Here is a 21,117-nt window from a genome sequence, read left to right on the forward strand (position 1 = left end):
CCGGCATCTCTAGGTGCCCGCGCCGCCGCCCACCACTGCATCGGACGAGTCTGCAACGTCGGGTTTCGCGCCTGCTTCGTCGGACGTCGGCTCTTCCGCCTTCGGCACGAACACGCTCAAGTCGGATCCGGTGTCGTTGGTCCGCAACACGAACGGCCGAGTCGAGGTGTAGCGCACGACGCTGATCGACGCCGGATCGGCAACGATCCGCTGGAAAGAATCGAGATGGGCACCCATCGCATCGGACAGCACCGACTTGATCACATCCCCGTGAGAGCAGGCCACCCACAGCACATCCCGGCCGTGGTGGGCGGCCAGCCGCGCATCGTGCTCCCGTATCGCCTGGACCGCGCGTTGCTGCACCGTAGCCAAGCCTTCGCCTTCGGGGAACACCGCCGCGGACGGATGCTGCTGAACGACCTTCCACAGCGGCTCGGCCAGCAGCTCCTTGATGGTTCGACCGGTCCATTGTCCGTAGTCGACCTCGACGATCCTGTCCTCGACCATCGGAGTCAGCCCCAACCGAGTGGCCAGCGGTTCCACGGTCTGCTCGCACCGCAACAACGGAGAGCGCACGATCTCCACGACCGGGAGGACCCCCAGCCGTTCGGCAACCGCCTGTGCCTGCTCTCGGCCCCGGTCGTCGAGCTCCACCCCTTCGCTCCGACCTGCGAGCGTGCCCGCGGTGTTCGACGTCGAACGTCCATGGCGAAGCAAGATGACTGTCATTGCTCCGAGCCTAACGAGGAACGGTTCACGTAGCCGAGACAACCCCGCCGGCCAGCAGACCCAGAACAACGACACCGAGCACGATGCGGTAACCGACGAACCAGTACAGCGAATGGTTCGCGACGAACTTGAGCAGCCAGGCGATCGAGGCATAACCCAGGCCGAACGCGATGATCGTGGCCACCAGCAGCTGTGGTCCCGACGCGGCGAGGCCGGAGCCGACCGGCTCGAAGGCGTCGGGCAGCGAGAACAAGCCGGACGCCGTGACGGCCGGGATGGCGAGCAGGAACGAAAAGCGCACTGCAGCTTCGCGTTCGAGTCCGAGGAACAGGCCAGCGCTGGTGGTGGCTCCGGAGCGGGACACTCCGGGAATCAGCGCCAGGCATTGAGCGAGGCCCATGACGATGCCGTCCCTGGTGGTGAGTTTCTCGATCGGCCGTTCCTTACGGCCCAGCTTCTCCGCGACGGCGATGACTACGGCGAAAGCGATCAGCATGAACGCGATGAGATACAGATTGCGCGCACCGGTGCGGATCTGATCCTTGAACAACAGACCCAGAATGCCGATCGGGATGGTGGCGATGATCACGTACCACCCCATGCGGTAGTCGAGACCCCGTTCTTCTTTCCTGCGCAATCCGACGACCCAGGCCTTGATGATTCTGACGATGTCGCGCCAGAAGAACAGCAGGACAGCGGCTTCGGTACCCAGCTGCGTCACCGCGGTGAACGACGCGCCGGCGTCCTCGTTCCAGAAGACCCCCGACACGATTCGCAGATGCCCGGAAGAGGAAATGGGAAGGAATTCCGTCAGTCCCTGGACTGCGCCGAGGATCATCGCCTGCAGCCACGTCATGTCGATCATGCGGCGCCCCGTCCCAGCGTCGAAGTGGACGATTCGATTGTTGCCGGCGCGTGGGCGAGTGCCCGCCCCCTGGATTCGCGATTCACGGGGACGACCGTACCCGGCGCGGCACTCACACACCGAGCGGCGCCGCGCACTACTGTGCACTGGCGGCAGGCCAGTACGAACCCGACGATCACAGGCAAAAGGACATTCGGCACATATGAAGCAGAGATCGGTCGGCACCAGCGGACTTCGGGTGTCGAGGCTCGGCCTCGGCACTCTCGGGTGGGGCAGCGGGACCGATGGGGACGACGCTGCGGCGCAGTTGTCGGCGTTCGCCGAGGCGGGCGGCACCTTGGTCGATACGTCTCCGGCGTACGGCGACGGTCGAGCTCAGCGAGTACTCGCGGAGTTGCTCGACGATGTGGTTCCTCGGCAGGACTTGGTGATCAGCAGTGCCGCGGGGGTCGGTTCGCGGTACGGCCGGTATCACGTCGATTGCTCGAGGCGTGGACTGCTCGGTCAGTTGGACGCAACGCTGCGGGAGCTCGGTACCGACTATCTCGACCTGTGGCAGGTGGCCACGTGGGATCCGATGACCCCGGTCGACGAGGTGGCGGCGACACTCGACTACGCCGTCTCGAGTGGACGGGTTCGCTACACCGGCGCCCGCGGCTATCTGGGCTGGCAATTGGCCACGGCTGCCGGTGCGGCCGGTATCGGACGGATCGTGTCGACGCAGGCAGAGTACTCACTGTTGGCCCGTGGGATCGAGGACGAACTGGTTCCCGCCGCCCTGCACCACGGCATCGGCATCCTCGCGGCGGTTCCCCTGGCGGGTGGTGTCCTGACGGGTAAGTACCGCAACGGGATTCCGGCCGATTCGCGCGGGGCCGACGAGCTACACGCCGACGCGGTGAATGCGTACCTGACCGACTCGGCGGTAGGTGTCGTCGATGCGGCGGTCACGGCCGCCGATGGTCTTGCCACCTCTCCCCTGGTCGTCGCCCTTGCGTGGGCCCGTGATCGTCCCGGGGTGAGCAGTGCGATCGTCGGTGCCCGCGATCTGGCCCAGTTGATGGGTGCTCTGATGGCCGAGGAGCTCGAACTGCCGGCGGCCATCACGTCGGCCCTGGACGACGTCAGCGGTTGATCGCAGGTGCCGCTCGGCCTGGGTGAGGTCACCTGAAGGTCGGGCAGGCTAACCTATGGTCGTGATCGTCAAACGCCTCGCCGCCGCGCTGCTGACGGCCGGACTGCTGGTGTCGTGTTCGGTGAACAACTCCGCGGCACCGGACTCCGGCACGATCGGCCCCCGCACCGCCGTCGTCGACGACCCTGATCCGGAGCCCATCGCGGTCGATCCGGCCGCCGCACTACCGGTCACCGTCACCGGTTTCGACGGCGTGCCCGTCACGGTTTCGGACAACAGCAGGATCGTGGCGGCCGACCAGTACGGCACCCTCGCCGAGACGGTGTTCGCGCTCGGACTCGGCGACAATCTCGTCGGGCGCGACACCTCGGCGTCGTTTCCCGCGGCAGCAGACGTACCCGACGTCACCCCTACCGGCCACTCGCTCAGTGCCGAAGGCATTCTCGCGCTGTCGCCGACGGTCGTCCTGACCGACACCAGCATCGGCCCGCGCGCTGTCCAGGATCAGATTCGGGCCGCGGGAATTCCGGTCGTCTACTTCGACCCCGCTCGAACTCTGGCCGGGGTAGCAGGACAGATCGACGCTGTTGCGGCGGCTCTCGGGGTTCCCGACGCCGGTTCCGCACTGGCGCAACGGGCAACCGAAGAGATTGCCGCCGCGACACAGAACGCGCCCCGATCCGACGAGCCGCTGAAGGTTGCGTTCTTGTACATGCGTGGTCCGGCGATCAAGATGCTCGCCGGTCCGGGTTCCGGAGCGGACGCTCTCATCGAGGCGATCGGTGCTCGGGATGCAGGGGTCGAATCGGGTCTGACCGAACAGTTCGTCCCGGTGACCAGTGAGGCACTCATCGCTGCGGCACCCGACGTGATTCTCATGATGACCAAGGGGCTGCAATCGATCGGCGGGATCGACGGGCTCGAGCAGATACCCGGTATCGCGCAGACGCCCGCCGGCCAGCAGCGTCGGGTGGTCGACATGGACGACGGCACCGTTCTCAGTTTCGGTCCGAACACCGGAAAGGTGCTGGCTGCATTGTCGAAGGCCGTCTACGAACCTGCCTCATGAGCGACGTGTCGTCTGCACGCTCGCGGTCGGGTACGACGCGAGTGGTCTCGACATTCGTCGCGCTGGCGGTCGCGCTGTTGGTCCTGGCCTTGGTGTCGGCTGTCGTAGGGCAGGTACCGACGACTCCGGCGGAAGTTCTGGGGAGTCTGACGCATCGGGTGGGCCTCGACATCGGCCCGCTGCCCGCTCACCCCAGCGGCGAGGTGACCCTCTGGCAGGTCCGGTTTCCTCGGCTGACCCTCGCGATGCTCGTCGGTGCCTGTCTGGGATGCGCGGGTGCACTGCTCCAAGGTGTGTTCGCCAACCCTCTCGCCGAACCCGGTGTCGTCGGCGTGTCGTCGGGCGCGGCTGTCGGTGCGAGCTCGGTCTTCGTCCTGGGCGGCAGCTTTGCCGGGGTCTGGACCGTTGCGCTCGCAGCCTTCGTGGGCGGACTCGTCACCACGATTGCGGTCTACTTCCTGGCTCGCAATGCCGGCCGAACCGAGGTGGTGACCCTCATCCTCACCGGAGTCGCCGTCAATGCGTTCGCCGGCGGCGTGATCGCGTTCTTCACGTTCATCGCCAGCCCGGCCGCTCGCGACCAGATCGTCTTCTGGCAGTTGGGATCCCTTGCCGGTGCCACGTGGCAGTCGGTCGCGGTGGTCGGTCCGCTGGCCTTGGTCGGGATCGGAGCGTCGTCGATGATCGCCCGCCGACTGGACCTGCTCGCACTCGGTGAGAACGTGGCGCGCCATCTCGGCGTGAACGTCGAGCGCCTGCGTCAGTTCGCCATCGTGGTCGTCGCAGTGCTCGTCGCGTCCGGAGTGGCGTTCACCGGGATCATCCTGTTCGTGGGTCTGGTGGTACCCCACGCCATGCGCATGGTGCTCGGTCCGGCGCACCGGGTACTCATCCCTGCCAGCGCACTCGCGGGAGGCGTGGTCCTCCTCGGGGCCGATCTCGTCACGCGGACGCTCGTGGCGAACGTCGACCTTCCGCTCGGGATGGTGACCTCGTTGGCGGGCGCACCGTTCTTCTTCTGGCTGCTGCGCCGCACCCGGGCTCGTCAGGGCGGCTGGGCATGATCGGGAAGTTCGGTGGACACCGTTCCGACATTCCTGCCGACCCGACAGCGGGTTCACGCACCCTGGTCGCCGTGGGGGTCGGCGCACACCGCGGTGACCGGGCCGTTCTGAACGACGTGCATCTCGAGGTCGTCGTCGGAGAGATTCTGGCTCTCGTGGGCCCGAACGGGGCGGGTAAGTCCACGTTGCTGTCGGTCCTGTCCGGAGACACCGAGCCCAGTTCCGGATCGGTACTGCTCGGCGAGAGACCACTGTCCCGCTTCCGGCCGGTCGACCTCGCGCGACGACGCGCCGTGCTCCCGCAACAGCACGCGATCGGGTTCGCATTCACCGCCGAGCAGATCGTGCGGATGGGCCGAGCTCCGTGGACCGGAACGTCGGCGGTACGCGAGGACGACGCGCAGGTGGCCGCCGCCATGGCCGCCTGCGACGTGTCCGAATTCGCCGAACGTCCGTTCGGTTCCCTGTCCGGCGGTGAGCAGTCCCGAGTCGCGTTGGCCCGTGTCATGGCACAGCGCACCGCCACGATCATGCTCGACGAACCCACCGCGGCGCTCGATGTGGGACACCAGGAGTCGGTGATGGCCGTGGTGCGTTCACTGGCCGTGTCCGGTCGTGCCGTGGTTGTCGTACTGCACGATCTGGGTCTTGCTGCGGCCTACGCCGATCGGGTCGCGATTCTCGACGCAGGCGAGCTGGTGGCTACAGGACCGCCCCGGGAGGTTCTCACCGCCGAGCGGCTCGGCCGGATCTACCGACACCCGGTCGATGTCTTCGACCACCCCGTCACCGGTGAGCAACTGGTGATTCCGAAGCGGGGGGCAGGAGTGAAGCCTGCGGAACGACCAGGGTTCAGAAACCCTCCAGCGCAGAGTTGACGCGATTGAAGAAGGCCCGGACTGCCGTGTCTCGCAGTGACACATCCGACAGCTGCTGAGCATGAGCGACTGCGTCACGAACTACCCCGATGATGCTGCGTTCGTCGGTCAGATCGATCTCGGTGACCGAGTGCTCGGCGACGGCGTCCACTTCGGTTCGATCCGGAACGGCCGACACGACATCGGCCCGATAGATCTTCACGTAGAGCGTGCTGCGCTGCACTCTGAACGCGAACGCGCGTCCGTCGTCTGTTCTGCCGAAGCCGTTGGCGTGCGTACCCGCATTCACTTCCTCGACCACGAAGTGCGTTCCTTCGGATCCCACATCCGCTCCCATGTCGTGCTCGTTCACGAATTCGATACCGATCGAACACGCTACCGTCTCCGCGCCCCCGACGAACGGCACCGAGTCCCGGGCTGTCGATTTCGCCGAGGTCGACGCGCGCTGGTACAGATGTGGCAGCGCCTTACCAGGGGCAGTCACCACAGGAAGTAGGTTCGGTTCCATGCGAACACCGTCGGCACGTACGGCCAGGACGGCAGTGGCGTCCGCGCTCGCCGTCGTCACACTCGTCGGTTTGGGTGGCTGCTCGAGCGAGGACGAGAACGCCGACGAGATCTCCGTCGAGCCGCAGCCGCCTGCCTTGTCCCCCGCGACTGCAGTGGCTCCGGCCGGAGTCGTCCGCGCCTTCGCTCCCGTGGACGCACTGACTTTCGATTCTGCAACGCGCACTCTGGTTGCCCTGACCGACGCGTCGACCACCGTGAGCCTGGTGGACGGGGAGGCGTCGAGCGAGCCCCGCGTGGTGGATCTGGGCGGATCCGCTGCAGAGCTGGTCGCCGGACGCGACTCGAGTGTCTTGGTTCCGATGGACGGAGTTCTCTCGCGGATCACCGTGGCAGACGCTCAGCGCACCGATACTCCGGTCGACGGCCGGACTCTGTCGGCTGCCGATCTACCCGACGGCACCACGGCGGTGGGTGACGCCACCGGGCGTATCCGCATTCTCGACGCCGCCGGACAGGTGACGAGCACCGTCTCCGGACCGGGCGTGACCTCTGCCGACGCGTTGGCCAGCACACCGGACGGTGTCTCGGTACTCGATCGCCGCCAGACCTCGATCACCGATCTGAACCTCGACGACGACACACTCGGTGTGGCCCTGCGCGCGGGCGAAGGCGCCGCCGAGATGACCAGCGACGAGTACGGACGACTTCTGGTCACCGACTCGACCGGCACCGAGCTGCTGGTCTTCACCTCGCACGATCTGCTGATGCGGCAACGGTTTCCGGTCGGGTCCGCGCCCTGGGCGATCGCCTACGATGAACAATCCGGTATTGCATGGGTCACCTTGCCGGCTCGCAACGAGGTGGTCGGGTACACACTCGACACCGGAATTCCGGTCGAGGCGCAACGGTTGCCCACTGTGCGACAGCCGAACTCGGTTGCCGTCGACGCGGATACCGGCGATCTGTACGTGGGATCGGCGACCGGGGACGGGCTGCAGCGCATCCCCGCCGCGGGCCGTTGACCTGCTGAATCGGCAGGAGACGGTACCCGCAGGAACGACCCTCGAGAATGGTGGAGGCACGTGAACGCACACGAGAATTCGATGCCGGGCCGAGCGAAGATGCCCGTCGGGTGGGAGGTGTCCCCGTCCGACGATTGGGAGTACGTCCCTCTCCGGTTGCCACCGGACGTCACTCGCGTGACCGCATCGATGCGGCTCGCGATTCAGGCCGAATTCGGCGGCTGGGAGCTGTCTCGGGTACGTCTGTACACCGACGGAAGTCGCCGCGTGTTGCTCAAGCGCAAGAAAACCGCCCATCATGTGCCGGAGCCCGGAATCTGACCGGCTCGACGGCAGCACCGATCGACTCCGAACAACGACCCTGAAGTACCGACCCTGAAGTACCGACCGGAAAGAAGACCGTGGGAGACCGTCTGTACCGCGTCCTGTTGCGCCTGATGTTCCTCGTATCACCGGAGAGGATTCATCACCTCGCGTTCGGTGTTCTCAGGGCTGTTGCGGCGCTTCCTCCGCTTCGCAAGCTGGCAAGTGCACTGTTCGTCGTCGACGATCCGCGGTTGCGTTCGACGGCATTCGGAATCGAATTTCCGGCACCCCTCGGGCTTGCGGCCGGGTTCGACAAGAACGCCGATGGCATCGATGCGTGGGCCCCGCTGGGGTTCGGGTTCGCCGAGATCGGCACCGTGACTGCGCAGGGGCAACCCGGCAATCCGACGCCTCGTCTGTTCCGGCTGCCTCTCGACCGCGCGATCATCAATCGGATGGGCTTCAACAACCACGGTGCGCAGTACGCGGCCGCGAAACTGCGTTTGCGCAGAACGCGGATTCCCATCGGTGCGAACATCGGCAAGACGAAGATCGTCGAGCCGGCGGACGCCGCCGCCGATTACACCACCAGCGCCCGCTTGCTGGGGCCCCTGGCAGATTTTGTCGTCGTCAACGTCAGCTCCCCCAACACGCCGGGTCTACGGGATCTGCAGGCCGTCGAATCGTTGCGGCCGATTCTGGTTGCCGTGCAGTCGGTGGTGTCGGTGCCGGTTCTAGTCAAGATTGCGCCGGACCTGTCCGACGAGGACATCGACGCCGTCGCTGATCTGGCTGTCGAACTCGGCCTCGACGGCATCGTGGCGACCAACACGACTGTCTCTCGCGACGGACTCCGTACCGACGCGGAGGCGGTCGCGGCCATCGGTGCAGGCGGGCTGTCCGGTGCTCCACTGCAGGCTCGCTCGCTGGACGTCATTCGGCGCCTCTACCGCCGGGTCGGGACGCAGCTGACGCTGATCTCGGTGGGAGGAATCGAAACGGAAGAGCAGGCCTGGGAACGCATCGTTGCCGGTGCGTCCCTGGTGCAGGGATACACCGGGTTCATCTACGGCGGACCGCTGTGGATCAGGAACATCAACCGTGGTCTGCTGTCCCGACTCGAGCAGCACGGATTCGCTCGTCTGGCCGACGCAGTGGGTTCGGAGAACAGGCACTGACACCCCCGTCGTGCGCGTTTTGCGTACCCAGAGGTACGCAAAACGCGCACGACGAGACCCAGATCAGGCCTCGTAGGTACCCGTGATCACGGCACGTCCGATGGCGTGCGAGAACAGGTTGAACCCGAGGTACGCCGGGGTCGCCGTCTCGTCGACCTCGAGCCGATCGACGTCCACCGCGTGCACCGCGATGAAGTAGCGGTGTGGGCCGTGTCCTGCGGGCGGGGCCGCACCGATGTACCGGAACAGGCCCGCGTCGTTCTTCAGCGTCACGGCCGTACTGGGCACCCCGGTACCACCGTCGTCGCCTGCTCCCGAGACCAGCGACGTCGTCTCGACCGGAATGTTCGCCACGGCCCAATGCCAGAACCCCGAGGCGGTCGGTGCGTCGGGATCGTAGACCGTCACCGCGAAGCTCTTGGTGCCCTCGGGAAACCCGGACCAGGACAGCTGCGGGGAGTTGTCGTGTCCACCGGCTCCCATGATTCCGCTGACCTGCTGGGCCTTCAGGGGCTTGCCGTCCTGCACATCCTCGGACGTCAACTCGAAGGACGGTAGGTCCGGAAGCGAGTCGTATGGGTTGTACGCCACGATGGTTCCTTTCGTATCAGCTGTGCATCAAGAAGTGCTCGAGCACCTGTGTGCCGAACTCCAACGACTCCACGGGTACTCGTTCGTCGATGCCGTGAAACAACGCCGCGAAATCGAGTTCGGGCGGAAGCTTGAGCGGAGCGAACCCGAAGCAACGAATTCCGATGCGTGCGAACGCCTTTGCGTCGGTGCCGCCGGACAACATGTACGGCACGGTGCGGCCGTTGGGGTCGTGCGCGAGGACCGCGTCGTTCATCGCGTCGACGAGATCCCCGTCGAACGTGGTCTCGTACGGTTCGAGCTTGGTGATCCATTCCCGTTCGACATTCGGGCCGATCAGTTCGTCGACCTCCTTCTCGAAGGCCGCCTGGCGTCCGGGCAGCACGCGGCAATCCACCACGGCCGTCGCGGTCTGCGGGATCACGTTGGCCTTGTAGCCGGCCGAGAGCATCGTGGGGTTCGCCGTGTCGCGCAGGGTCGCGCCGACGATGCGGGCGATGCTGCCGAGTTTGAGCAGTGTCCCGTCGATGTCCGGTGACGTCGGATCGAAGTCGAGTCCGGATTCCTCGGAGACCGCCTGCAAGAACTGCGATACGGACTCGGTGAGCACCAGGGGGAATGTGTGATTGCCCAGTTTCGCGACGGCCTCGGCCAGGTAGGTCACGGCGTTGTCGTCGTGCAGGAACGATCCGTGTCCGGCCCGCGCCTTCGCGGTCAGCCGCATCCACGCCAGACTCTTCTCGGCGGTTTCGACCATGTACAGCCGCTTCTCGGTGCCGTCAGGTCGAGCGACCGTCAGAGAGAACCCGCCGACTTCGCCGACTGCCTCCGTGACGCCCTCGAACAGATCCGGTCGGTTGTCGACCAGCCAGTGCGATCCGTACTTGCCGCCTGCCTCCTCGTCGGCGAGGAACGCGAACAGGATGTCGCGGGGCGGAACCGTGCCGTTCGACTTGAACTGGCGGGCCAGCGCCAGTGCCATCCCGACCATGTCCTTCATGTCCACGGCACCTCGACCCCAGACGTAGCCGTCTTCGACGGCTCCGGAGAACGGGTGCACACTCCAGTCGGCCGGCTCGGCCGGGACGACGTCGAGGTGTCCGTGTACGAGCAGAGCTCCACGGGACGAGTCGGCGCCGCGCAGCCAAGCGAAGACGTTGCCGCGTCCGGGGGCACCGGATTCGACGTACTCGGTCTCGTACCCCACCTCTTCGAGCTTGCTCGCCACCCATTCGGCGCATTCCTTCTCGCCGACCGTGGTGTCGAGTTCGCCGGTGTTCGAGGTGTCGAATCTGATCAGAGAGCTGACCAGCTCCACCACTTCGTCGAGAGCGACGGTGGGAGCGCGTTCTCCTCGGCTTCGGGCATTGCTCACTTCGGGATCGTTCGAATCGTTTGCCACATCGTCGTTCCTACCATCACCGAGGGGCCGGGGCACCACCGAAAACCGCTCGACGCATGAACTGACGTGGGGATTTGGGTTATCGGGAACCCGTCGGATAATCTTACGCAGCGCACAGCGACCAGCTGTGAGAGCAACAAGAGAATATGCGGCAACGGTCGCACATGTCCGAGTGGCGGAATGGCAGACGCGCTAGCTTGAGGTGCTAGTGTCCTATTAACGGACGTGGGGGTTCAAGTCCCCCCTCGGACACCGTCTGAATGTTGTTCACAGACAAAGATTTTCAAAGATCTGAGTTGAGACAGACGAAACTGACCCTGATTCTTCGGAATCGGGGTCTTTTTCGTTGTTCTCACGTCGACGGCTCGACCGGGCCGATGCTAGGAGACTGAAGATGGACTCGATCGACCCCACCGATCTCGACACGTGTCTGCGGGTGCTCGCACAAGCCGCCGAGCTGGACAAGAACCATCCGGATTCCATCGCCGTCCAGCGGGCGTCCGGTGCCATGTTCAAAGATCTCAAGCGTGCTCGACGCGTTGCCGCACGGAACGCCGTCAGCGCAGCCGACCGGGCAGTCGTGGCGGCCACGGCGACCGGATCCCCGGATCGTATCGACGACGAGACCGCAGGTCTGTCCCTCACCTCGCGCGCCGAGGGTGAGATCGCGGGCACCTTGATCAGGGCGCGCCCGTGCTATATCTGCAAGCAGCGCTACACCGATGTCGATTCGTTCTACCACCAGCTGTGTCCCGAGTGCGCGGCGCTCAACCGCGGCAAACGCAACGCACGAACCGACCTGTCCGGCCGGCGAGCACTGCTGACCGGAGGTCGGGCGAAGATCGGCATGTACATCGCCCTCCGGCTGCTCCGCGACGGCGCACACACGACGATCACCACGCGTTTTCCCAACGATGCCGTGCGCCGGTTCGCTGCGATGGACGACAGCGATCAGTGGTTGCACCGCCTGCGCGTCGTCGGTATCGATCTACGAGACCCCGCTCAGGTTGTGGCACTTGCCGATTCGGTCGCCGCCGAGGGACCGCTCGACATCCTGATCAACAACGCTGCGCAGACGGTCAAGCGCTCCCCCGGCTCGTACAGCGCGCTGGCCGACGCCGAAGCGGAACCGTTGCCCGCGGCACTGACCGACGGTGCTGGGCCGGAACGGATCACGTTCGGCAAGACCAGCGACGCCCACCCTGCGTCGTTGGCCAGCTCGTTGCCGGCCACGGCGATCGGCGGTCAGCAGGTCTCGGCGACTCTGAGCGCAGACGACGTCGCATCTCTGGCGATGGTGGCGGGTTCGGTGACAGCGGAGCGCATCGAGAACGGACTGGCGATCGACGCGGGCGGCCTGGTGCCCGACCTCGCCGAGACCAACAGCTGGATTCACACCGTCGAGCAGGTCGATCCGGTCGAGTTGCTCGAAGTGCAGCTGTGCAATTCCGTGGCACCGTTCATTCTCGTCTCACGCCTGCGCGCGTCGATGGAGGCGTCGCAGGCTCGACGCAAGTACGTGGTCAACGTTTCTGCCATGGAGGGTCAGTTCGGTCGGGCATACAAGGGCCCGGGGCATCCGCACACCAACATGGCCAAGGCGGCTCTGAACATGCTGACTCGCACCAGTGCCAAGGAGATGGTGGAGAGCGGCATCCTGATGACCGCCGTCGACACCGGATGGATCACCGACGAGCGCCCGCACCCCACCAAGATGCGGCTGGCCGACGAGGGCTTCCACGCGCCGCTGGATCTGGTCGACGGTGCTGCGCGGGTGTACGACCCCATCGTGCAGGGCGAACTCGGAGTCGATCTGTACGGCTCGTTCCTCAAGGACTACCAGCCCTCGCCCTGGTGACGATCGGCCCCGGGGTCGTTCCTCCGGGCGATTCTGCACGTGGATGCCCCGGAGCAACCCCGGGCTGCGATACTCGGAAACGACGCCGTCTCGCGTGAGCGAACGGCACCGAGACACAGCGTTAGGCGGTCACCATGGGCGAGGATGTCGAACGCCGAAAGTTCACCAGACAGGACCGACACCAGTTTCGGCAGAAGGTTCAGGACTGTCTCGACGCGTTGGCCATCATGTTGGCCGACGAGACGTTCCAGGTCGGCGAACCCCAGATCGGCATGGAGATCGAGCTCAACCTCGTAGACGAGGACATGGCACCGTCGATGGCCAATGCCGAGGTACTCGACGCCATCGCCGATCCCGATTATCAGACCGAGCTGGGCCAGTTCAACATCGAGATCAACGTCGATCCTCGACCGCTGCGGGGCTCGTCGATCGCCGAGTTGGAGACGGATCTGCGGCGATCGCTGAATGCTGCCGACGAGCGGGCCCGTGGCTCGGGTAGTCGACTTGCCATGATCGGCATGCTCCCGACTCTGACGAAGGAACACTTCGAACACCGCTGGCTGTCGGCGAATCCGCGATACGACCTACTGAACCAGCAGATCTTCGCCGCCCGTGGTGAGGACATCGAACTGAAGATCGCGGGCGTGCGTCTGCCCGGGTCTGCGGCCGCCGAGAACCTCGATATCGTGACCGACACGATTCTGCCCGAAGCGGCCTGCACGTCCGTCCAACTGCATCTGCAAGTCGCCCCTGACGAGTTCGCGTCGTATTGGAATGCCGCACAGGCGTTGTCGGGTGTTCAGGTTGCGCTCGCCGCGAACTCGCCGTTCCTCGCCGGGCGTGCACTGTGGCACGAGACCCGCATACCGTTGTTCGAGCAGGCCACCGATACGAGGCCGCAGGAACTCAAGAACCAGGGAGTTCGCCCGCGAGTGTGGTTCGGGGAGCGATGGATCACCTCGATCTTCGACCTGTTCGAGGAGAACTCGCGCTACTTCCCCGCCCTGCTCCCGGTGTGCAGCGAAGAGGACCCCAAAGCCGCTCTGGCCCGAGGTGATACACCGTCGCTGTCGGAACTGCGGATGCACAACGGAACCGTGTACCGGTGGAACCGGCCGATCTACGATCGATCCGGCGACGGGCACCACATCCGGCTCGAAAATCGCGTTCTACCTGCCGGACCGACAGTCGTCGACACCCTCGCCGATGCCGCGTTCTACTACGGCACCGTACGGGCTCTCGCCGATGCCGATCGGCCCCTGTGGTCGCAGATGTCGTTCGATGCCGCCGAGGAGAACGTGCACTCCGCAGCGCGCGGCGGGTTCGATTCGATGCTCTACTGGCCCGAGGTCGGCTGGGTGAGTCCGCAGGAGCTGGTACTGCGCCGATTGCTTCCGATGGCCGAGGCCGGTCTCGCCGCGTACGGCGTCGACTCTGCCGTACGTGACCGCTATCTCGGCATTATCGAAGCGCGGTGCCTGGCCAAGCAGTCGGGTTCGGGGTGGCAGCGAGCCGCCGTCGTCGCGCGCGAACGGGCCGGCGACACTCGGGAGCAGGCTCTCGCGGGGATGTTGGGAGATTACGTGGACAGGATGGACACGGGAGAACCCGTGCACACCTGGACCCACTAGCCGACGCTGCCGGCGGCGTCCGCGTTAGTGTCGTAACCATGACTACGTCCGACTCGGATTTCACCTCAGGCCCCGACCGCACCCACGACATCGTCGTCTACGGCGTCACCGGATTCGTAGGAAAGCTGACGGCGAAATACCTCGCCGAACACGCGCCTGCCGACACCCGTATCGCGCTGGCAGGCAGGTCCACCGGACGCATCGAGGCAGCGCGAAAGGAACTGGGACCCACCGCCCAGAACTGGCCCGTCATCGAAGCCGACGCCGCCGACACCGCTGCGCTGCGATCCATGGCCGAATCGACCCGAGTCGTCATCACGACGGTCGGCCCGTATGCCAAGTACGGCATGCCACTGGCGACTGCGTGCGCCGAGGCCGGAACCGACTATGTCGACCTCACCGGCGAGGTGCTCTTCGCTCGCGAGAGCATCGACACCAACCACGAGATCGCACAACGTACCGGTGCCAGGATCGTCCACTCGTGTGGGTTCGACTCGGTTCCGTCCGACATCGGTGTCCACGCTTTGTACGAGGCCGTCACGGCCGACAATGCGGGCGAACTCACCGACACCACGCTCGTGGTCACCTCGATGTCGGGCGGGGTCAGTGGCGGTACCGTCGACTCGCTCCGTGGTCAGATCGAGGCCATGAAGAAGGACAAGCGGGCCAGACGCATCGCGGCCCGTCCGTATTCGCTGAGCCCCGATCGAAGCCTCGAGCCCCAGCTCGGCCGCCAACTCGATACCGTGCTCATCGACGGAAAGAAGATCGATCCGAGCCTGCGCGGGTGGAAGGCTCCGTTCGTGATGGCCTCGTACAACACACGAGTCGTGCGGCGTACCAATGCACTTCGAGACTGGGCCTACGGAAAGCAGTTCCGGTACAGCGAGGTGATGAGCGTCGGCTCGTCCGTCGTCAGCCCGGTGCTCGCCGGTGCACTGTCGGCAGGACTGTTCGTCGGAGTGTCGGCCATGACGGTACTGCCGGGCAAGGTGCTCGATCGCATCCTGCCCAAGCCCGGTAGCGGCCCCAGTGAAAAGGCCCGAGAGAAGGGCCATTTCACGGTCGATCTGTACACCCTGACGACGTCCGGGGCGCGATACCGGGCCCGGGTCAAGGCGTCCGGCGACCCCGGCTACAAGGCGACGGCGGTCATGCTCGCCGAGTCCGCACTCGCGCTGGTTCTCGGTAAAGACGCACTGCCGAAAGCCAGCGGAGTTCTCACTCCCGCAACCGCCATGGGCGACGTTCTGGTGGACCGTCTGAATGCGGCCGGCATGGAGATCTGGGCCAAGCGGAACTGATTGCGGTGCAGGGAACGCCGGGCACCACTGGATATCTCGCATCGACGCTTCCGGTCGCGGCGCTCGCCGCCGAGTCGGTCGGTGCCCTCGGCACCGCCGTCGCCCAGTTGCAAAGCGCGCTGGGATCGGTGACGACGGAATCCGAGACGGTGACGCCGACAGCGTCCATGGCGCGTATCGCCGCGTCGTTCATGGGCGACACCGTGTTGCGGATCGACGGCGAGCCGGTGCAGGGTTTCGCCGATCTGTCCGGCTTCTTCCCGGTGTCCGACGGTTGGGTGAGAACCCACGCCAACTACCCACACCACCGAAAGGCATTGCTCGGTGTGGTGGGCCTCGGTGGCGCCGGCTCGGCGGAGTCGATCGACGTGTTCGGCAATCGACTCCGCGGAATGTCCGGGTTCGAGCTCGAAGAGCTGTGCGCGGCGTCGGGCGCTCTGGCCGTGCGGGTCCGCACGGAAGAACAATGGTCCGCTCACCCCGCTGGTATTGCCGCGAGCTCCGGTCCGGTCGTTACACGAGGTGCGGCCGATCCGGCTGCCCGAGTGCGCATTCCGTCGTTCCGGCTGCGTCCGTCACTTCGGCCGCGGGGTGCCGATTACCCGTTGGCGGGTATCCGGGTGCTCGATCTGACGCGGGTGATTGCCGGTCCTGTCGCTACGCGCGCTCTCGCACTTCTCGGTGCCGACGTGCTCCGTGTCGATTCGCCCCGGCACCCGGAACTGCCCTGGCAGCATCTGGAGAACGGCCAGGGCAAGCGGTCGGCCCTGCTGGACCTGGACACGGCGGAGGGACTCGATCGGATGCTCGGGCTCCTCGACTCGGCCGACGTGCTCGTCACCGGGTATCGGCCGGGGGCCCTCGATCGTTTCCGCCTCGAACACCGGGCGGACCTCGTCCACGGGCGCATCAGCGCATGGGGCACAGAGGGTCCCTGGTCGCGGCGGCGGGGCTTCGACAGCCTCGTTCAGGCTGCGAGCGGTATCTCTGTTCTGGAAGGCCGTGACGGTCGGCCCGGTCGGCTCCCGGCTCAGGCGCTCGATCATGCGAGCGGTTATCTGCTGGCTGCCGGAATCGTCTCGGAACTGGCGGCGCGCGTAGAAGGGTCGGGCACTGCGGCACCGGTCGACGTAGCGCTCGCCAGAACCGCGGCGTGGCTGACCGGTCTTCCCGGGCGCAACCCCGAACACGGCCCCGCCGCGCTACCGCCACCCGAGTGCGTGGTCACGCACGGCTCGGTGACGGCAGCGAGACCGGTGTTCGACTGCTACTCCGACTACGCGTACCCGGCTCACGTCTGGGGTAGCGACGAGGCCGGTTGGTTACCGCGCTGACCGATCTGCAGAGCTACTCCCGGTCAGCGCAGAAGCCTCGGTGTACAGATCCTTGGCCTCTTCGGTCGAATCCACCTGGGGCGGAGAACCATCGAGCGGCTGAGTAGCCGACTCGCGGAGGAAACCGACGGCGATCAGACCGATGACGCCGCTGATGATCAGGTAGTAGGCCGGGATCATGGTGCTGCCGGTGGAACTGACCAGGGCCGAGGTGACCAGCGGTGTGGTGCCGCCGAAGATGGACACCGACAGGTTGAATCCGATCGACAGTGCGGCGTAGCGCACGCGCGTCGGGAACAGTGCAGGCAAGGTGGAGGCGCTGGGTGCGGCGAAGCACGCCAGCACCACTCCCAGTAGCAGGCACGCAATCAGAGGCCCGATCCATCCGCTGCGTTGGATCAGCAGGAAGCACGGGATGGCCAGGACTATCTGTCCGATGGCACCGAACACGAACACCGGCTTGCGGCCGATTCGGTCGGTCAGCCGACCGACGGCCACGATGATGGACACGACCACGACCATCGCGGACAGGACCAGCAGATCGGCGCTGAGCTGGCTGCGACCGACGACCTCGGTGAAGTACGTGGGCAGGTACGAGGTCACCATGTAGTTGGTGACGTTGTACAGCAACACGATTCCCATGCAGATGAGCAGTGCTTTCCAATGGACCGTGAAGATCTTTCCGATCGAGCTGCGTCCGGTCTCCTGCGCCTTGACCTTGGAGTCGTGCTCGTCGAGTTGCTTGCGGAACGCGGGGGTGTCCTCCAGCTTGAGGCGCAGGTACAAACCGATGATGCCCATCGGTCCGGCAATGAAGAACGGTATGCGCCAGCCCCATTCGATCATGGTGGCGTCGCCCAGTACCGCATTGAGAATCGTCACCAATCCGGACCCCATCGCGTATCCGACGAAAGTGCCGAAGTCGAGCCAACTGCCGAGAAAACCACGTCTTTTGTCGGGTGAATATTCGGCGATGAAGGTCGTGGCACCGCCGTATTCACCACCGGTCGAGAACCCCTGAACCAGGCGGGCGACGAGCAGCAGGATGGGAGCCCAGATTCCGATCGAGTCGTAGCTGGGAATCAGGCCGACGGCCAACGTACCGATCGACATCATGATCATGGTGGCGGCCAGGACCTTCTGGCGTCCGATGCGGTCGCCGAGAGGGCCGAAGAACAGTCCACCGAGTGGCCGTACTACGAACGCGGCCGCGAACGTGGCGAAGGTCGACAGCAGCTGGACTGCGGGTGACGCGTCCGGGTAGAACACCTTGCCCAGTGTCGCGGCCAGATAGCCGTACACACCGAAGTCGAACCATTCCATCGTGTTGCCCAGTGCCGCTGCAGACACGGCCCGCTTGAGCATGGGCTGGTCCACGACCGTGATGCTTTCTTCCGACATCGCCGGCTTGCGACGCATACGTTTGAAGAATGCGTCACGCCGCAGACGCTGTACGTGGCGCTGGCCCCATTTCGGGATCTGGGGTGACGACTCGGGCGATTCTGGACCTTGCGCAACCGTCATTGCAGCAACGTTAGCGAGCGCAATGACCAGCAGACAAACGCCGAAACGGACATTGGCACGCACGAGCGTACATTCCCCCAGGTAGAGGACGGTCGATCGAATCTTGGTCACTACCTTGACAATTGGCGCATTGATCGCAATACGGACAGGTCTCCTCGGCGTGCGTGACGACGGTGGACGGCGGCCTGGCACGATGGACCCATGCCCACCCATGACTACGCCCTGGCCGTGAGCTGGACCGGCAATCGCGGACACGGGACGGCGAATGCAGCCGCATACGACCGCGATCATCTCGTCACGGCACCCGGAAAACCCGATCTCTCGGCCAGTTCCGATCCGAGCTTTCGAGGCAATCCCGAGCGGTGGAATCCAGAGGAGCTACTCGTGGCATCACTGTCGAGCTGCCACATGCTCTGGTACCTCGGGTTGGCCGCCGCGTCGCACGTGACCGTCACCGACTACGTCGACTCCCCCACCGGGGTCATGACCGAGCAATCCGACGGCTCGGGGCAGTTCGTCGAGGTGACCCTGGCTCCGGTAGTGACGGTCGCCGATTCCTCGATGGTGACCCGTGCGGAGGAACTGCACGCCGAGGCCGCAGCCAAGTGCTTCATCGCTCGATCGGTCAACTTCCCGGTCCGCCACAATCCGACGACTCAGGTGAACGCATGACCGTACCGATGATCGTCGACGTCGACACCGGGATCGACGACTCGCTCGCACTGCTCTACCTGTTGGCCACCGACGAGGCCGAGATCCTCGGCATAGCGTCCACCGCCGGTAACGTGCCGGTGAACCAGGTCGCCGCGAACAACCTGGCCTGGCTCGACCTGTGCCGCGCGGCCGATATCGAAGTGTCGCTCGGTGCGCAGGTGCCGTTGGTGGCACCACTGATGACCACCGAGGACACGCACGGACCGCAGGGCATCGGATATGCGGAGCTGCCGGTGTCGAGTCGGGACCTGTCCGCACGCGATGCCACCACGATGTGGATCGAGTTGGTTCGCTCGCGACCGGGTGAGATCACCGGTCTCGTCACCGGTCCGCTGACCAATCTCGCGCTGGCGGTTCGCCGAGACCCCGAGTTGCCTCGGCTGTTGAAGCGATTGGTGTTGATGGGTGGTGCTTTTCAGCATCAGGGCAACACGACGCCGACGAGCGAGTGGAACATCGCGGTGGACCCCGAGGCTGCAGCGGAGGTCTTCGCCGCTTTCTCCGGACTACCCGAGGACCGACGTCCGATCGTGTGCGCACTCGACATCACCGAGACCGTCGAGATGACACCCGAGCACATTCGCCTTCTCGGTGAACGCGCCGGAAGCGTTCCGGCCGAGCTGATCTCGTCGACCGATGCGCCGGGGGCGCGATCGACGGCCTCGAACCCGATCGTGCGTCATTTCTCGGACGCGGTCCGCTTCTACTTCGAATTCCATCGCGATCACGATCAGGGTTTCCTGGCCCACATGCACGATCCGTTCGCCGCAGCAGTGGCGGTGCAACCGGATATCGCCACCTACCGGCACGCGACCGTGGACGTGGAACTGGTCGGAACCCTCACTCGCGGAACGACGGTGGCGGATTGGCGCGGAATGTGGGGCAAGCCTCCGAACGCAGCCATCGCCACCCACGCCGATCCTCAGGCGTTCTTCGATCAGCTCGTCGAACGCGTCGGCGAGCTGGCGGCGACTCTGTACCCCGCCCAGCGGGGACAGCAGGCGTCAGGAATCGAAGGCGTCGAGTAGCTCCTGAGCGGCCAACGCCGCCGTGAGCGACCCGTCGCGCACGCGAGATTCCACGTCGTCTCGAATTGCCTTCACCGACGGGCTCTGAGCCAACCGACGCAGTAGCTGATCGTTGACCATCGTCCACGTCCAGTCCACCTGCTGCTTGCGACGCTTCTCGGCGAACTCGCCTGCGTCACGGAGCACCTGCTGGTGGCGGAGCACCGTGTTCCAGAACTCGTCGAGGCCGGTGCCTTCGATGGCGCTCATCGTCAACACCGGGGGCTTCCAGATCGCATCGTGTGGATAGATCAGCCGTAGCGCACCCGCCAACTCCCGCGCCGCGTTCTTCGCATCGGTCGCGTGCTTGCCGTCGGCCTTGTTGACGGCCACCAGATCTGCGAGTTCGAGAACGCCCTTCTTGATGCCCTGCAACTGATCCCCGGTACGCGCAAGCGTGAGGAACGTGAAGCAGTCGACCATGTTCGCGACCGTCACCTCGGACTGGCCCACGCCCACGGTCTCGACCAGGATCACGTCGAACCCCGCGGCTTCGAGCAATACGATGGTCTCCCGAGTCGCCCGGGCCACTCCGCCCAACGTTCCCGAGGTAGGCGACGGCCTGATGTACGCGTTCTCCTGCACGGCCAAGCGCGACATGCGGGTCTTGTCACCCAGGATGGAACCACCGGTCCGCGTCGACGACGGATCGACGGCCAGAACCGCGACCCGGTGGCCCTGTTCGATCAACCGCATTCCGAGCGCGTCGATGAACGTCGACTTGCCGACGCCCGGAACTCCGGTGATGCCCACCCGGTGCGATCCGCCCGCGTCGGGCAACACCCGAAGGAGCAACTGCTGCGCCAGATCCCGATGATCCGCGCGGGTCGACTCGACCAACGTGATCGCCCGCGCCAGCCCGGATCGTTCGTTCGCTCGGACCGACTCGGCCACCGCATCGATGTCGATGACGCGGCCCTTGTTCGGAGAGTTCAT

The 21,117-nt window shown here is 65.4% G+C and carries 20 protein-coding genes and 1 tRNA gene; 14 read left to right on the plus strand and 7 right to left on the minus strand.

Features of this window, described 5'->3' with window-relative positions:
* Positions 1-9: 9 nt before the first annotated feature.
* Together JLZ96_RS00900 and JLZ96_RS00905 are read right to left on the minus strand one after the other, a co-directional pair.
* Complete coding sequence (locus JLZ96_RS00900) at positions 10-729, minus strand: histidine phosphatase family protein (RefSeq protein ID WP_027497066.1); 720 nt, start codon at positions 727-729, stop codon at positions 10-12.
* A gap of 25 nt (positions 730-754) precedes the next feature.
* On the minus strand, positions 755-1,585 hold the full coding sequence (locus JLZ96_RS00905; RefSeq protein ID WP_374758040.1) for an undecaprenyl-diphosphate phosphatase: 831 nt from the start codon (positions 1,583-1,585) through the stop codon (positions 755-757).
* Between the two features lie 211 nt (positions 1,586-1,796).
* Between JLZ96_RS00905 and JLZ96_RS00910 the strand changes: the two genes are divergently transcribed.
* The 4 genes from JLZ96_RS00910 (at position 1,797) to JLZ96_RS00925 (ending at position 5,740) form a co-directional block, all read left to right on the plus strand.
* Positions 1,797-2,729: an aldo/keto reductase gene (locus tag JLZ96_RS00910; RefSeq protein ID WP_032365792.1), complete on the plus strand. Its 933-nt coding sequence runs from the start codon at positions 1,797-1,799 to the stop codon at positions 2,727-2,729.
* A 64-nt stretch (positions 2,730-2,793) separates the two neighbouring features.
* On the plus strand, positions 2,794-3,798 hold the full coding sequence (locus JLZ96_RS00915) for a hemin ABC transporter substrate-binding protein (RefSeq protein WP_374758041.1): 1,005 nt from the start codon (positions 2,794-2,796) through the stop codon (positions 3,796-3,798).
* Positions 3,795-4,862 carry an iron ABC transporter permease gene (locus JLZ96_RS00920; RefSeq protein ID WP_201009363.1) on the plus strand — a complete coding sequence of 356 codons (1,068 nt, stop codon included), beginning with the start codon at positions 3,795-3,797 and terminating at the stop codon, positions 4,860-4,862. The genes JLZ96_RS00915 and JLZ96_RS00920 overlap by 4 nt, the downstream gene beginning before the upstream one ends.
* The gene (locus JLZ96_RS00925) at positions 4,859-5,740 is read left to right on the plus strand and encodes a heme ABC transporter ATP-binding protein (protein WP_201009364.1); all 882 of its coding nucleotides are present in this window, start codon (positions 4,859-4,861) and stop codon (positions 5,738-5,740) included. Before JLZ96_RS00920 ends, JLZ96_RS00925 begins: the two co-directional genes overlap by 4 nt.
* On the opposite strand, the gene JLZ96_RS00930 is transcribed toward JLZ96_RS00925, so the two are convergent.
* Complete coding sequence (locus JLZ96_RS00930; protein ID WP_228139215.1) at positions 5,715-6,248, minus strand: hypothetical protein; 534 nt, start codon at positions 6,246-6,248, stop codon at positions 5,715-5,717. The two genes, JLZ96_RS00925 and JLZ96_RS00930, sit on opposite strands and share 26 nt — an antisense overlap.
* Here JLZ96_RS00930 and JLZ96_RS00935 point away from each other — a divergent pair.
* The 3 genes from JLZ96_RS00935 to JLZ96_RS00945 all read left to right on the plus strand — a co-directional run bounded on the left by JLZ96_RS00935 (position 6,247) and on the right by JLZ96_RS00945 (position 8,756).
* Complete coding sequence (locus JLZ96_RS00935; RefSeq protein WP_027497060.1) at positions 6,247-7,272, plus strand: YncE family protein; 1,026 nt, start codon at positions 6,247-6,249, stop codon at positions 7,270-7,272. The two genes, JLZ96_RS00930 and JLZ96_RS00935, sit on opposite strands and share 2 nt — an antisense overlap.
* An 81-nt stretch (positions 7,273-7,353) precedes the next feature.
* A complete protein-coding gene (locus JLZ96_RS00940; protein ID WP_027497059.1) occupies positions 7,354-7,593 on the plus strand; it encodes a DUF5703 family protein in 240 nt (79 codons plus the stop codon).
* Between the two features lie 92 nt (positions 7,594-7,685).
* On the plus strand, positions 7,686-8,756 hold the full coding sequence (locus JLZ96_RS00945) for a quinone-dependent dihydroorotate dehydrogenase (RefSeq protein WP_201010620.1): 1,071 nt from the start codon (positions 7,686-7,688) through the stop codon (positions 8,754-8,756).
* Between the two features lie 63 nt (positions 8,757-8,819).
* Here JLZ96_RS00945 and JLZ96_RS00950 read toward each other — a convergent pair whose 3' ends face one another.
* Both JLZ96_RS00950 and JLZ96_RS00955 read right to left on the minus strand, forming a co-directional pair.
* The gene (locus JLZ96_RS00950; RefSeq protein WP_027497057.1) at positions 8,820-9,347 is read right to left on the minus strand and encodes a YbhB/YbcL family Raf kinase inhibitor-like protein; all 528 of its coding nucleotides are present in this window, start codon (positions 9,345-9,347) and stop codon (positions 8,820-8,822) included.
* A 16-nt stretch (positions 9,348-9,363) separates the two neighbouring features.
* On the minus strand, positions 9,364-10,722 hold the full coding sequence (locus JLZ96_RS00955; protein ID WP_080729261.1) for a M20/M25/M40 family metallo-hydrolase: 1,359 nt from the start codon (positions 10,720-10,722) through the stop codon (positions 9,364-9,366).
* Between the two features lie 193 nt (positions 10,723-10,915).
* On the opposite strand from JLZ96_RS00955, the gene JLZ96_RS00960 reads away from it, so the two are divergent.
* The 5 genes from JLZ96_RS00960 to JLZ96_RS00980 all read left to right on the plus strand — a co-directional run bounded on the left by JLZ96_RS00960 (position 10,916) and on the right by JLZ96_RS00980 (position 16,876).
* Positions 10,916-11,001 (plus strand) — tRNA-Leu (locus JLZ96_RS00960).
* Between the two features lie 142 nt (positions 11,002-11,143).
* On the plus strand, positions 11,144-12,607 hold the full coding sequence (locus JLZ96_RS00965; protein WP_201009365.1) for an SDR family NAD(P)-dependent oxidoreductase: 1,464 nt from the start codon (positions 11,144-11,146) through the stop codon (positions 12,605-12,607).
* Between the two features lie 134 nt (positions 12,608-12,741).
* The gene (locus JLZ96_RS00970) at positions 12,742-14,238 is read left to right on the plus strand and encodes a glutamate-cysteine ligase family protein (protein ID WP_032370522.1); all 1,497 of its coding nucleotides are present in this window, start codon (positions 12,742-12,744) and stop codon (positions 14,236-14,238) included.
* A gap of 38 nt (positions 14,239-14,276) precedes the next feature.
* Positions 14,277-15,542, plus strand: coding sequence for a trans-acting enoyl reductase family protein (locus JLZ96_RS00975; protein WP_167325807.1), 1,266 nt, complete (start codon positions 14,277-14,279; stop codon positions 15,540-15,542).
* A gap of 5 nt (positions 15,543-15,547) precedes the next feature.
* Positions 15,548-16,876: a CoA transferase gene (locus JLZ96_RS00980; protein ID WP_236253800.1), complete on the plus strand. Its 1,329-nt coding sequence runs from the start codon at positions 15,548-15,550 to the stop codon at positions 16,874-16,876.
* Here JLZ96_RS00980 and proP read toward each other — a convergent pair.
* On the minus strand, positions 16,865-18,295 hold the full coding sequence (gene proP / locus JLZ96_RS00985; RefSeq protein ID WP_370878783.1) for a glycine betaine/L-proline transporter ProP: 1,431 nt from the start codon (positions 18,293-18,295) through the stop codon (positions 16,865-16,867). The two genes, JLZ96_RS00980 and proP, sit on opposite strands and share 12 nt — an antisense overlap.
* Before the next feature lie 306 nt (positions 18,296-18,601).
* On the opposite strand from proP, the gene JLZ96_RS00990 reads away from it, so the two are divergent.
* Together JLZ96_RS00990 and JLZ96_RS00995 are read left to right on the plus strand one after the other, a co-directional pair.
* Positions 18,602-19,072: an OsmC family protein gene (locus tag JLZ96_RS00990; protein ID WP_032365782.1), complete on the plus strand. Its 471-nt coding sequence runs from the start codon at positions 18,602-18,604 to the stop codon at positions 19,070-19,072.
* A complete protein-coding gene (locus JLZ96_RS00995; protein ID WP_201009366.1) occupies positions 19,069-20,142 on the plus strand; it encodes a nucleoside hydrolase in 1,074 nt (357 codons plus the stop codon). The genes JLZ96_RS00990 and JLZ96_RS00995 overlap by 4 nt, the downstream gene beginning before the upstream one ends.
* Here the strand turns inward: JLZ96_RS00995 and meaB are convergent.
* Complete coding sequence (gene meaB / locus JLZ96_RS01000; RefSeq protein ID WP_032365780.1) at positions 20,119-21,117, minus strand: methylmalonyl Co-A mutase-associated GTPase MeaB; 999 nt, start codon at positions 21,115-21,117, stop codon at positions 20,119-20,121. The genes JLZ96_RS00995 and meaB overlap by 24 nt on opposite strands.

It is taken from the genome of Rhodococcus sp. NKCM2511, from assembly GCF_014905595.1.
Lineage (GTDB): Bacteria > Actinomycetota > Actinomycetes > Mycobacteriales > Mycobacteriaceae > Rhodococcoides > Rhodococcoides fascians.

Coding starts and splice junctions, on each gene's coding strand:
- JLZ96_RS00900 (WP_027497066.1), bottom strand. CDS start 729: ATGACAGTCATCTTGCTTCGCCATGGACGTTCGACGTCGAACACCGCG.
- JLZ96_RS00905 (WP_374758040.1), bottom strand. CDS start 1,585: ATGACGTGGCTGCAGGCGATGATCCTCGGCGCAGTCCAGGGACTGACG.
- JLZ96_RS00910 (WP_032365792.1), top strand. CDS start 1,797: ATGAAGCAGAGATCGGTCGGCACCAGCGGACTTCGGGTGTCGAGGCTC.
- JLZ96_RS00920 (WP_201009363.1), top strand. CDS start 3,795: ATGAGCGACGTGTCGTCTGCACGCTCGCGGTCGGGTACGACGCGAGTG.
- JLZ96_RS00925 (WP_201009364.1), top strand. CDS start 4,859: ATGATCGGGAAGTTCGGTGGACACCGTTCCGACATTCCTGCCGACCCG.
- JLZ96_RS00935 (WP_027497060.1), top strand. CDS start 6,247: ATGCGAACACCGTCGGCACGTACGGCCAGGACGGCAGTGGCGTCCGCG.
- JLZ96_RS00930 (WP_228139215.1), bottom strand. CDS start 6,248: ATGGAACCGAACCTACTTCCTGTGGTGACTGCCCCTGGTAAGGCGCTG.
- JLZ96_RS00940 (WP_027497059.1), top strand. CDS start 7,354: ATGCCGGGCCGAGCGAAGATGCCCGTCGGGTGGGAGGTGTCCCCGTCC.
- JLZ96_RS00965 (WP_201009365.1), top strand. CDS start 11,144: ATGGACTCGATCGACCCCACCGATCTCGACACGTGTCTGCGGGTGCTC.
- JLZ96_RS00970 (WP_032370522.1), top strand. CDS start 12,742: ATGGGCGAGGATGTCGAACGCCGAAAGTTCACCAGACAGGACCGACAC.
- JLZ96_RS00975 (WP_167325807.1), top strand. CDS start 14,277: ATGACTACGTCCGACTCGGATTTCACCTCAGGCCCCGACCGCACCCAC.
- proP (WP_370878783.1), bottom strand. CDS start 18,295: ATGCGTCGCAAGCCGGCGATGTCGGAAGAAAGCATCACGGTCGTGGAC.
- JLZ96_RS00990 (WP_032365782.1), top strand. CDS start 18,602: ATGCCCACCCATGACTACGCCCTGGCCGTGAGCTGGACCGGCAATCGC.
- JLZ96_RS00995 (WP_201009366.1), top strand. CDS start 19,069: ATGACCGTACCGATGATCGTCGACGTCGACACCGGGATCGACGACTCG.
- meaB (WP_032365780.1), bottom strand. CDS start 21,117: ATGAACTCTCCGAACAAGGGCCGCGTCATCGACATCGATGCGGTGGCC.